The following is an 11,002-nucleotide window of genomic DNA, read 5'->3' on the forward strand; positions in this document are numbered from 1 at the left end:
TAGTCTGCGTCATTCGGCGCTGCATACAGATGCTCCGGCTGCCACCGGTCAAACTTCAGCCGCAGAAGCTCGGCTGTCGTGCGCCTCGGCTTCGGCGGCTTCGACACCGCCGCAAAATCGAAATCGAATTTCCGGCTCAAAATATCCCGCATGCGGCTGTCGCCTTCATCGATACGGGGCGGCGCCGAAAAACCCGCCGCGTAGTCTGCGTCCTTCGGCGCTGCATACAGATGCTCCGGCTGCCACCGGTCAAATTTTCTCATCAGCAGATCATTTGAAGACGGATTTTTCTGTTTTACGGTTGTTTTTTTCCCCGCCGTCGCCGTTTTCGCCGCCGGCGTTTTTTTACCGCCCTGCCTGGCACCTGCACTCATGGTCTTTTTTTTCTTCGCGACGGTCTTCTTTTTGGAGGTTGATTTTACCGTTGTTTTTTTTGCCATAAAAACCCTCTTTGCGTGTATAACCGGTTAAACAGAAAGAAAGCAGCCCATACATTGGTAATCATAACAAATTTGCAATTCGTTAATATAAGATCATGCTGATTTTGTAAACATTTTTTTCCCGGTCGGGGAATTCCTTCACCTCACAATCGGTAGGGAATTCTTTTATTCAACCGAATCCACTCCAACGTTATCACCACATCGAATACAAGAATTTCAACCCCCTCCTTCGCCGCAAGCCGCAGCCCCTCGCCATACTTCGGATCGATCTCATCCGCCGGGACAAAATACTCGGCGTCCATGCGCTGAATCAGGTAAAACATGACACATCTGTCGCCTTTTTTCGCCAACCGCCGAAGCTCCACCAGGTGTTTCAAGCCCCGAGCGGTGACGGCATCGGGAAAAGACGCCACTCCATCTTGAACCCAGGTGCAGTTTTTCACCTCAACATAGCATCGGCCGCCCGCACCGTCGGACAACAAAAGGTCAATTCGGCTGTTGCGGCCTACCGATGCCTCCCGTTGGACCGATGCATACCCCGAAAGCTCCTCGACAAGCCCCTGACCAATGGATGCCGCCACAAGACGGTTGGGGACCAATGTATTGACGCCGACCAGAGATGTCGGCATTCTGATTATTTCCCAGGTATACTTCAATTTTCGTTTCGGATTATCATGAAAGGACAGGTAAACCGGCATTCCAGGCTCGCAGCAGCTCGTCATCTTTCCTGAATTCGGACAGTGCGCCGTTACTGCCTGACCGTTTTCGAGCACCACGTCCGCCAGAAATCGTCGATATCGCTTGATCAGTCTGCCGGGGATCATCTCGGGCCACCCTATCTCTGAAGCGGAGGATCTGCATATCGGATATGTCGTCACTGAATCTCCTTAACCTGACTTTCGTAATGTTGACTGAACAGAGCGAACGGTTGTATTTATTTTTTGATCAGTGGGTTTTTGTCCCCCCGGACACCGCACCTGGACGCCATGATCCCTGCGGGAAGCGTCTCCCTGCCGAATTCCGGTCGATATTACGTTTACGCGTCAACGAACGTAAGCGCTGAGCATAAACCGAACCCGGCATCATGTCCGGACACTCCCGTGAGATGACGAAAATTGACATTCAGGATTCGCCGGTATATGAGGGCAGTCAATTATGAAACATACACGATGGTTTTATCACCCCTTATTTGTTTTCATCTTCTCCATACTGGCCCTGGTGCTGTCGCTGTTTCTGTCGATATACTGGTACACCAAAGCCAGCAAGAACCTGGAAACCATCGCCCGAAAATTCAACATCGATCCCCAGCAGGTGCTGAAATCGGAAACATGGATGGTGATTCTGGTGTTGTCCATCCTCGTGGGCATCATTCTCATCGGCATCTTCGCCATTTTCGTCTACAGCCAGAAAACTGTTCAACTGTATCGCCTTCAGCACAATTTCATCAACAGCTTCACCCATGAACTCAAAACCCCCGTGACGTCTCTGAAGCTTTTTCTTGAAACTTTTCTCAAACACGACATTCCCAGAACCGATCAGATCACCTATATCCGCTATATGCTTCAGGACGTCGGACGCCTCTCCGACAACATCAGTCGCATCCTGAATCTTGCCCGCATCGAGAGCAAGAGCTATGCGGGAGCATTTGTCGATTCCGACATGGTTCAACTGGTGAAAGACTTCATCACCGAAAACCACCACCTGTTCGAAGGATGTCAAATTGAGATCCACGATCCCGATGATGCGCCTTTCACATACACCGTCAACGTCCCCCTTTTCGAAATGTTCCTGATCAATATATTTACCAATGCCATTAAATACAACACTTCCCGGACGCCCAGAATCGATATCGTTTTCGAGAGGCAGAAACAGCGCCTCGCCGTCCATTTCCGGGACAACGGCATCGGCATCCCAAAAACGGAAATCAAACGGATTTTCAAAAAGTTTTATCAGGTGGGACGCTCCGATGATATGACGGCCAAGGGGAGCGGCCTGGGGCTTTATCTGGTGCAGAATATCGCCAGGCTCCACAAAGGTCGGGTGATCGCCTCCAGTGACGGACCCGGGGAAGGCGCGGTCTTCACCCTGCTTCTGCCACGTCGCCGTTGACCCCGAGATCTGGAAAGGGAATCGATGTCAATCGCGGTTTGTTGAGGAATGCCATGATCAGAAAAAACAAAAAACGCATCCTGATCGTCGAGGATGAAAGCCATATTGCGGAAGGGTTGAAGCTGAACCTCACCCTTCAGGGCTATTCGCCGATCATCGCCAGGGACGGCGGCGATGCCCTGAGACGTTGGAAGACAGAGCGACCCGATCTCATCATCCTCGACATCATGCTACCGGTGATTGACGGATTATCGGTTCTTCAGCATATCCGCCTCGAGGACGACCAGATTCCCATTCTGATCCTGTCTGCCAAAAGCGCTCACAACGATAAGATCAAAGGGCTTTCATACGGGGTGGACGACTATCTGACCAAACCGTTCCACCTGGACGAGCTGCTGCTCCGCATCGAACGCCTGCTCAAGCGATGCGCATGGTCCGGAGGATGCGAAGATGCCCGGGATACGGTCCTGGACACGACACCGACAGTCTATGTTTTCGGCGGCAACACGATCGACTTCCGGACGGCGACGGCCCAATGCCGGTGCGGCAGGATCCACCTCACTGAGCAGGAGTTGCGGCTGATGAAACTTTTTATCGCCCATCGTGGCAAGCCCCTCTCCCGCAGCAAACTTCTCAAGGTAGGCTGGGGCTATACCGGAAAGACGACGACCCGGACGGTGGACAATTTCATCGTTCGCTTGCGCAAATATTTCGAGGAAAACCCTAAAAAGCCGGTTTTTTTCAAAAGCCTCCGGGCGGTGGGATATGTCTTCGACCACGATTAGCGTCTTTGATTGCCGTCACCCTTTCAGCTCCCTCGGCTAAAAGGGTGCGAATCTGCGAACGATGTAATAGGCGAGAGGGATGAAGATAGCGGGCAGCATGTTGCCCACCTTGATCCGCTTGATCTCGAGCATATTGAAGCCTATGGCCATTATGAGCAAACCACCGACTGCCGACATTTGACTGACGACCGCCGGTACAAGAAACGGTTTGATGAGCGTCGCCGTGAAGGTGATGAACCCCTGATAGCAGAAGACTGAAACAGCAGAAAAAAGAACGCCGATACCGAAGGTCGACCCGAAGACAACGGCGGCCACACCGTCAAGAACGGACTTGGCGTAGAGGGTCTTGTGGTCTCCTGTAAGTCCGCTCTCCATAGCGCCTACAATGGCCATGGATCCAACACAGAAGAGCAGGCTTGCGGCAACAAAGCCTTTCGAGAACCCGCCCTCCTCTTTGGAAAAACGTCGCTCAAGGCGGTTTCCGAAACGCTCCAGGCGCTCTTCGATGCGAAGCATCTCACCGATGACGCTACCGATGGCCAGGCTGAAAATCACCAGCAGGATGTCCGGTGTGTCGATGGCGCCCTTCAGGCCGATCAGAATGACGGCGAGGCTGATGGCATGCATCACCGTCGACGTGTATTTTTCGGGCGCGCCGCCCCGCAGCAAAAGCCCCGCCAGGGCGCCGCAAACGATTGCCAATGTGTTGACCAGTGTTCCCAGCAAAACGGCCGTCCTTCCTGAGATGACAGACCCGCATACCGTATTCCCGAGGCGACGGCATCGGCGGATACATGAAAACGGTCTGTTACATATGCAACCGCAGACGGGGTGTCAACCTGAAAGATCGCTTCGGATCGCCGGACGACACGTCTTTGCCCTGAGAGAGCCCGCCGGGATCATTTTCGGATATAGCCCCACGCCACGAGCCGGTTGTACGCATGCTGTGCCTGAGCCCCCTGTTGTGTCGCTTGAAGATACTTCTGGTAATGTGCTGCCGCGTTCGTCTTGTCGCCCATTCCCTCCAACGCGTATCCTTTATAAAACGTCGCATTGGCATTTCCCGGCAACAACCGATCATAACGGTCGAAGGACCGATAGGCTTCCGGATACTTCTTTTGATCGAGCTGTGCAAAACCGCCGACATACCAGGCCTGTCCCTCCCCCGGATAGACGGCCTTGGCCCTGTCGGCATAGGATTCCGCCTCCCGGCTCTTTTTTTGAACCGCCAGGCATTTCGACATCATGACGAGGCCCGCATAATCCTCGGGTGCCTGCTTCAATGCACTATCGAGGAGAGACTCAGCCTCGTCGTACCGCTTTTTGGAAAGCGCTGTTTCCCCTTTCTGCATGAGCTCGACGGCCCCTTTCATGGCGCGAAGCCTGGCGGTGTTATCCATGTAACGCTCCCGACGGCGCGGCGCGCTGCGCGAACCTTGATAGGTTGTCCGAGCGGCGTCCACGGCCGTTCGGTACCGCTCATCGCTCATGGGGTGCGTTGAAAAAAGAACGTCCGTATAGCCGGGCCTTTCTTTTGAAAGGGAATTGAGCATTTCCATCAGCGCCACGAAGCCATCTGTGCTGTAGCCGGCCTTAACCATGTAAGCGTTCCCCAGGGCGTCGGCCTCTCGCTCGTTATCGCGGCTGTATGAGGCCAGAAGAAGGCTTGCACCAAGCATACCCAGTTGCCCGGCGATATCGGCATACGAAGCGGCACCGAGGCCGGCGGCGGCCTGAAGTCCGGTGAGCAGCACTGAAGAAATCTGGCTCTTGGACATCTGCTCGGCGGTATGGCGCGCATTGACATGTCCGAGTTCATGTCCCAGCAACCCGGCCAGGGCCGCTTCATCAGCCAGTTCGAGCAGGATGCCCCGAGTTACCGCGATGCTTCCCCCGGGGAAGGCATAGGCATTCACGTAAACGGCATTTACGGTCTTGAAAGCGTACGGCATCCCCGTACGATGGGTATGCGGGACAAGGCTCTGGCCGACCTGACCGATGTACCGATTCAATGCCGTATCCTGAATGATACCGTAGTCCGCTGAATATTGTCTTGGCGAGTACTGCCGATCGATCTCAACCTCCTGAGATTCCGATACCAGCATCAGCTGGGAACGCCCCGTAACGGGATCCACGGCACACCCCATGACCATCCCTATTCCCCCAACGGGCAGCATCCACAGAAAATCTCTTCGGGAAAAACCGCCGATTCTCGAACGATCGTTATCATTTTCCCGCCTCGGCAGACCTCCGCAATCCTTCATCATGTCTCTCCTTGTCCCATTTCGTCCCCGAAATCATCCTCATGCCTCTACAGAAACATCTATCGGCAATGATAGGAATAATTGCCGAGACTTGTCAACCTGAACGGCCATGTGTTCAGTGGTAAAATCCTGTAAAGCCCCATCGTCTTGACCCTGCGGCCGCTTTCGCGCCAAGCTCCATATGGAAATGGAAAACAGACGCGGCTCTTCCATCACAATTCACCGGCAAAGAAAGGCGAGAAACATGCGGGAAATTGTCGAGCTGACCAAGACGCTCATCCGTTTCAAAACACGCACGCCCGATACGGATGAACTTCATCGTTGCGCCCGATATATCCAAGCCTGGCTCGACCGATACGACGTTGTTTACCACCGGCAGGACGTGGCGGGCATCCCCTCCATCTGGGCGCTGCCCCATACCGGGCGCACAAAAATCCTTCTGGTGACCCATTTCGATGTCGTCAACGGCCCGGATACCCTGTTCGTGCCGGTTGAAAAGGATGGAATGCTTTACGGTCGAGGCGCCGTAGACGACAAATACGCCGTAGCCCTGTCTCTTGTGCTGTTCAAGAATACCCTTGCCGCGCTGAGGCGGCAATCCGGGGGACAGGCAGATATGTCCTTCGGCATTCTGATCACGGGGGACGAGGAACGCCGAACACGACGACGTCCCCGCACTTCTCGAGGAAATGCAGCGACGCATTCAAAGCGTGCTGACGGTGACGATTCAGGAACCCCTCTTCGAGGCCGGCAGGACCCCTTTTCTGGATCTCCTGGAAAAAATGGTCCCTGACGTCCGGCTGGATTGGGAGGACGGCGCCAGCGACGCCCGTTTTCTATCGGCCCACGGCATTCCCGGGGTGGTTTGGGGCGCCGACGGAGACCAGAGTCAGCATTCAGACGATGAGCATGTCGCCGTCGAGAGCATTACCCGGCTTTACGGCGCTCTCGACCAGTTTCTGGACGCCTGTCGGAATATGCCGTCCCCGGAAAGACCTCAGCCGAAAACGCGATCGTAAAGTAACACGACGCGTTATCCGGCATTGCGGAACATTCCAAGAGAGTTTGGATGATGCACCTCCTCGTTCATATCCCGCATGTGGCATACCTTGCAGTTTCTGTTGGCGCCCATAGGATACGGCATACCCTGGTACTGAACGGGTGGAATGTTATCCCTGTCGTTTCCGAAGGGATTGTCAGCCGGGTACAGGGCGTGGGGACTGCCGTGGCAGGCGGCGCACATGAGGCCGGCACCGCCGGTCCGCATCCGATAGAGATCTGCTTCCCCCGCCGTCCAGTGATTGAAGGCGTCAAGGGATTCGGGTGGTTGAAACCCCACATGGCAGGTCAGACAGTCAGGCTCGTTGACCCATGGCTTCCGGGGATTGACGGCCTCCGCGGAGGCGACGGCATCAGGCTTCAAAAGCGACGCTATCCGCTCCGCCGAGGCTTTGCCCGACTCCCGCTCCGCCGCCAGCAGGCTGAGGGCATGGTCCGCCATTCCGCCGTGACAGTGGGTGCAATCCAATCCAATTTGCCGATGAATACCCCGGTAGGCCCGGGTAACGCCCTCAGGCCGGCCCGGGTGGCATGCGGCGCAGGCTTCCGGACCGGATTCCGTCAGGTGAACGGCGTGAAAGCCGTGGATAGCCGCAGACAGATTCATCTGCGCTTTTCCCGCGTCATGACACGATTGACACCTCACGGGATCTCCGTCCTGAGCCTGCGCCAGGAGCCGGGTCTTGTTCATACGGTCATGAACGGCCAGGATATCTTCGGCGGTCTTGTCCGACAGGCCGGCCTTGCCGTCCATACGCCAACCGCCGCCGTGACAGGAACGGCACCCCATTTCCGTCGAAACGGGAACGGGGATGCAGGTTTCCGCCAGAACGACACCCTTGTCGTCCACCGCCCACACCGTCATGAGGGGATAAGGCATGAATTTGCCGTTTTCGGTATAGGGCATGACCGGAACCGCTGTTGCGACATAAGCTCCGGACGCGTCGTCGTAGTCCAACGTGTCGGCGACGCGCTTACCCGAAATCCCCGTCCCGACAGCCGGATCTTTTCCCGTAAGCCGGCCGGCATATTTCCAGAAGTCGCTGTGAGCAGCGGGATCGGCGAAATCCTTCTCAAGACGATAGTGAAGGGTTACACCCTCTGTAATTCGCTCAGGGATCTCACCCCGACGGATCAGAAGGGCGTATATGTCGTTCCCGGGGGTCGCAAAGCTGAAATAGCGGTCGGCATCCGAAACGCAGTGCATCCCCTTGGCGTTCCAGGCCAGCAGAACATAGTTGTCGGCACCAGGATTGAAAGGCGGCATCTCCACCGGGATCGGTTCGGTCTTCACCGCCGCTTCCGTCGCTTTGCCGTGAAGCCCCAGAACGATATAGCCGGCCAGAGCATCCCGCTCGGCAGGGTTGCCTGGAAACGGCGGCATGTAGGTGTTGATCCGGCCCATACCGTTCAACATGGCCGACATCCCCTCCAAAGAAAACTTTTCCGTGAGAGAAAGGATGTCGTGCATGGGTCCCCCAACCGAGTGGCAGGCACTGCAGAGAAATTTGAAGAGATCCTTCCCGACCGACATCCGGTTTTCAGGGGTGATCTCCTGGTACCTGGACCACCGCGTCGCCTTGAGGACACCTGTCTCCCGAATCTCATCCGCCGCTTTTGCGGGGGCTGCATTGGCGTAGAGATATCCGTGGATCAGATAGGGACGCCGGGCCGCCTCTCGAACAAATTCGAAAGACCCCATGTAGGCCAGTCCAATGAGAACCAGAAGCCCTGCGATACCCCGTTTGACGGGAAGGCCGACGCGAAAGGCCATGAGAATGCCCGCCGTGAAGATCACCGGAGAGATCCAGAGAAAAATCTTCAGGAAGCGGAGCGTTTCCGGAGAGATGTCGAGAACCATTTTCTGCTGGTCGGGAGGAAGGGCGGCGATATACCACCAGCCTGTGCCGAGAATGATCGGCAGTGGTATCAAAAGCCATTTGGAGCAGTAACTGAGGAGGCGCTCCCGCAGATCAGCGTCGGAAACCGCGAGTGCGGTGACATATCCGAAAAGTCCGGCGAGCATGAATGCCATCGCCGTCCGGAACGCCAGGGACGGCCAGAAGGATGGATTGAAAAAGCCATCCCAGAAACCGCGGGTGGTCATCCACTCTCCCGGGGTCAGCATGAACGCCACGATGCCGTTGACGACGAAAAGGGATAGCCAACCGAGGATGAAGTAGAGCCAGCCCATCCTGAGATGAGCTTTCCGCTCCATGTTGCCGAAGGTATAGTAGTAGACGAACAGCGTCACGATCTCGCCCAGAAAAAAGACCCATTCCGTCGCCCACCCAAAGAAGAAATAATGGATCAGAATCGATGCCGCCTGGGGACTCAGAACAGAGATGACAAACCAGATGCCAACCCCCGTGACGGCGCCGAATACGGCGGTCAGCACCAGAAAAAATCCCGCGTGCATCTTGACGTAATCCAGCATCGCCGGAGAATTTTCCCGGTATGACTTGGCTTCCGTCAAGACGATGAAAAGCCCGCCGCCCACCGCGAAATGGGCGATATAAACGTGGACGACGGCGATCAGCGCAATCCAAAACCCCCCGCCCAGCACGTCCAACTCCCAAACCGGATACTGCAACACCCCGTTTAAGTCCATTTCAATTCCTCACCGTATCTTATCGCTTGTTATGGACGACGATATTTTTCTCTTCCGTCTATAAGCGATATTGTCGGGGTGTGTCAATACGCCGGGAGCTCCGGCATCGTTTTAACGGAAATGGCGTTGGGTGAGGGATTCCTTCTCCATCATCTTCTTACTTAACTTTCGACTTTCATAGGCCGGTGCCGGTCAACATCATGAAAGTCGAAAGTTGAATTCTTAAAGAACGGACATGAGCTGACGGCAGACGGCCACATCCGTGGGAAAGGCCATGGCCGGCAGACGATTCAGGGGAAAAAACCGCACCTCCGCAGCATCGGAACCGGCATGCATCGCCCCCCCTACGACCTCTCCCCGGAACCAGATGCCCACCGTCTGACGGGATCGATCATGGAAATTGGAGTGAACGGCAAACACCGGCCCGACGGTCACCAGAAGACCGGTCTCCTCCGCGAACTCGCGGCCGGCCGCCGTCCGAACCTCTTCATTCCACTCCACATGACCGCAGGGAATGCACCAGAGACCTTCATGAGATCCACGGCGGCAGATCAGCAGAAGACGGTCCGCCGCCGTCACGATGACCGCAACGCCCACGGTGGGGTTGCGGTAGTATGTCCTTCCGCACGGTCGGCAACGTCGGCGCTCGATCCCCTTTTCCCAGAGGCGCATCAGCGGCGTCCCGCAGGCGGGGCAGAAATCAAAAAGGCCAGAATCGATTGTCATACCAGATTTTCTCGGTCAATGCCCGGTCCATGTCCAACAATACCTTCAAATGGCCGCTTTCCCAGTCTGAAAGCCACTCGTAAAGCCGCTTTTCCCCGGGATCCGAGGTGTTGCGGGCACGCTCCGTATAGAGTTTTACGGCGCGTTCCTCCATGTCCGCGGCCGCCTGGATGGCGGCCGATTCATAGCCTGCGCCCTGAATCTTTTCCTTCAGGGCGGCACTGAGAACCGTTGAGGCCACACTCCCCGAGGCGGCGTCATATGTCGCGGCCTTGAATTTTCCACTCTGCTTATAGGATTGGTATTGGTCCGACAGCATCCGGATATGAAGACTCTCCTCCTCGGCCATGGCCTCGAAAAATTGCTTGATATCGGGGTTCTCGGACTGTGCTGCCACGTTTTCGTAGAAGGCCTTTCCTCGCATCTCCAACAACATCGCACTCTTCAGAATGTTTAACGCTGCATTATCCTGCATCTGCGCCTCCTCGCGTTTGGAACCGGAACATCATGAGGTTACCCGTCCCGGGGTTGACGATTTATTCCGGTAGTTGGACGTTCAGGTAAAAAATGGAATGATATCCGGATCTATTTGAAGGGGGTATCCCAGAAGGACCAGTCCGCCGACTCTCCAGCCGGACCGTTGTCTATCGCCCTGCCGGAATAGCCGATAGCCCACCCGACGGCTTCAGGAGGTATCGCCCGACGCCGGATAAACCGGAGGGGTTCGAGCGCTTTTCCCCAACCGCTGTTGTAAAGTCGACCGACGGCGATCACCTGGCCCGCTGCGTTCAGATAATAGGTTTCCAGATAAAAGGTTTGGATGACGGGGAAATTGCTGACGCCCCCCCGGAATTCAACGGTTCCTTTAACCGTCAAGTCCCCACCCTGCCGGACGTATTCATAGTAAAACACAAGGTCGCGCGCAACCCATGCTCCTGTGTAAGGACCGCCTTCCTGAAGCGGCAGACGCAGCTCGGGTGCGACCGTTTGACCGACGCCTCGGCTGAA

Annotated in this window: 12 protein-coding genes; 4 read left to right on the top strand and 8 right to left on the bottom strand. The window is 55.8% G+C overall.

Translation table 11 applies throughout. From position 1 onward, the window contains the following. Positions 1-440: hypothetical protein (locus AB7S84_RS13845; protein WP_428155097.1), on the bottom strand; the 440-nt coding region annotated here is incomplete at its 3' end. A 143-nt stretch (positions 441-583) separates the two neighbouring features. Next, a complete protein-coding gene (gene sfsA / locus AB7S84_RS13850; protein ID WP_040416631.1) occupies positions 584-1,264 on the bottom strand; it encodes a DNA/RNA nuclease SfsA in 681 nt (226 codons plus the stop codon). A 331-nt stretch (positions 1,265-1,595) separates the two neighbouring features. On the opposite strand from sfsA, the gene AB7S84_RS13855 reads away from it, so the two are divergent. Both AB7S84_RS13855 and AB7S84_RS13860 read left to right on the top strand, forming a co-directional pair. Further along, on the top strand, positions 1,596-2,549 hold the full coding sequence (locus AB7S84_RS13855; RefSeq protein ID WP_020878488.1) for a sensor histidine kinase: 954 nt from the start codon (positions 1,596-1,598) through the stop codon (positions 2,547-2,549). A 53-nt stretch (positions 2,550-2,602) separates the two neighbouring features. Continuing rightward, complete coding sequence (locus tag AB7S84_RS13860; protein ID WP_020878489.1) at positions 2,603-3,334, top strand: response regulator transcription factor; 732 nt, start codon at positions 2,603-2,605, stop codon at positions 3,332-3,334. A gap of 36 nt (positions 3,335-3,370) precedes the next feature. Here AB7S84_RS13860 and AB7S84_RS13865 read toward each other — a convergent pair whose 3' ends face one another. Both AB7S84_RS13865 and AB7S84_RS13870 read right to left on the bottom strand, forming a co-directional pair. Continuing rightward, the gene (locus AB7S84_RS13865) at positions 3,371-4,060 is read right to left on the bottom strand and encodes a DUF554 domain-containing protein (RefSeq protein ID WP_020878490.1); all 690 of its coding nucleotides are present in this window, start codon (positions 4,058-4,060) and stop codon (positions 3,371-3,373) included. Positions 4,061-4,233: 173 nt separating this feature from the next. Further along, complete coding sequence (locus AB7S84_RS13870; protein ID WP_428155102.1) at positions 4,234-5,601, bottom strand: M48 family metalloprotease; 1,368 nt, start codon at positions 5,599-5,601, stop codon at positions 4,234-4,236. 241 nt (positions 5,602-5,842) lie between these two features. On the opposite strand from AB7S84_RS13870, the gene AB7S84_RS13875 reads away from it, so the two are divergent. Together AB7S84_RS13875 and AB7S84_RS13880 are read left to right on the top strand one after the other, a co-directional pair. Further along, on the top strand, positions 5,843-6,391 hold the full coding sequence (locus AB7S84_RS13875) for a M20/M25/M40 family metallo-hydrolase (RefSeq protein ID WP_428155104.1): 549 nt from the start codon (positions 5,843-5,845) through the stop codon (positions 6,389-6,391). Continuing rightward, positions 6,288-6,617: a hypothetical protein gene (locus tag AB7S84_RS13880; protein WP_428155111.1), complete on the top strand. Its 330-nt coding sequence runs from the start codon at positions 6,288-6,290 to the stop codon at positions 6,615-6,617. The genes AB7S84_RS13875 and AB7S84_RS13880 overlap by 104 nt, the downstream gene beginning before the upstream one ends. Positions 6,618-6,631: 14 nt before the next feature. Here AB7S84_RS13880 and AB7S84_RS13885 read toward each other — a convergent pair whose 3' ends face one another. From AB7S84_RS13885 to AB7S84_RS13900, 4 genes are all read right to left on the bottom strand, one after another. Next, positions 6,632-9,268 carry a cytochrome ubiquinol oxidase subunit I gene (locus tag AB7S84_RS13885; RefSeq protein WP_428155106.1) on the bottom strand — a complete coding sequence of 879 codons (2,637 nt, stop codon included), beginning with the start codon at positions 9,266-9,268 and terminating at the stop codon, positions 6,632-6,634. A 222-nt stretch (positions 9,269-9,490) separates the two neighbouring features. Beyond that, positions 9,491-9,994, bottom strand: a complete 504-nt coding sequence (locus AB7S84_RS13890) for a nucleotide triphosphate diphosphatase NUDT15 (RefSeq protein ID WP_040416614.1) — start codon at positions 9,992-9,994, stop codon at positions 9,491-9,493. Then, positions 9,969-10,469, bottom strand: coding sequence for a ferritin-like domain-containing protein (locus tag AB7S84_RS13895; RefSeq protein ID WP_020878495.1), 501 nt, complete (start codon positions 10,467-10,469; stop codon positions 9,969-9,971). Before AB7S84_RS13895 ends, AB7S84_RS13890 begins: the two co-directional genes overlap by 26 nt. A gap of 110 nt (positions 10,470-10,579) precedes the next feature. Further along, the coding region (locus tag AB7S84_RS13900) for a hypothetical protein (RefSeq protein WP_428155109.1) at positions 10,580-11,002 on the bottom strand (423 nt) is incomplete at its 5' end.

Origin of the sequence: Desulfococcus sp. (assembly GCF_050178255.1) — a bacterium.
GTDB lineage: Bacteria > Desulfobacterota > Desulfobacteria > Desulfobacterales > Desulfococcaceae > Desulfococcus > Desulfococcus multivorans.

Excerpts from the sequence above, each read along its gene's own strand:
- sfsA (WP_040416631.1), bottom strand. The coding sequence starts at position 1,264 with ATGATCCCCGGCAGACTGATCAAGCGATATCGACGATTTCTGGCGGAC.
- AB7S84_RS13855 (WP_020878488.1), top strand. The coding sequence starts at position 1,596 with ATGAAACATACACGATGGTTTTATCACCCCTTATTTGTTTTCATCTTC.
- AB7S84_RS13860 (WP_020878489.1), top strand. The coding sequence starts at position 2,603 with ATGATCAGAAAAAACAAAAAACGCATCCTGATCGTCGAGGATGAAAGC.
- AB7S84_RS13870 (WP_428155102.1), bottom strand. The coding sequence starts at position 5,601 with ATGATGAAGGATTGCGGAGGTCTGCCGAGGCGGGAAAATGATAACGAT.
- AB7S84_RS13875 (WP_428155104.1), top strand. The coding sequence starts at position 5,843 with ATGCGGGAAATTGTCGAGCTGACCAAGACGCTCATCCGTTTCAAAACA.
- AB7S84_RS13880 (WP_428155111.1), top strand. The coding sequence starts at position 6,288 with ATGCAGCGACGCATTCAAAGCGTGCTGACGGTGACGATTCAGGAACCC.
- AB7S84_RS13885 (WP_428155106.1), bottom strand. The coding sequence starts at position 9,268 with ATGGACTTAAACGGGGTGTTGCAGTATCCGGTTTGGGAGTTGGACGTG.
- AB7S84_RS13890 (WP_040416614.1), bottom strand. The coding sequence starts at position 9,994 with ATGACAATCGATTCTGGCCTTTTTGATTTCTGCCCCGCCTGCGGGACG.
- AB7S84_RS13895 (WP_020878495.1), bottom strand. The coding sequence starts at position 10,469 with ATGCAGGATAATGCAGCGTTAAACATTCTGAAGAGTGCGATGTTGTTG.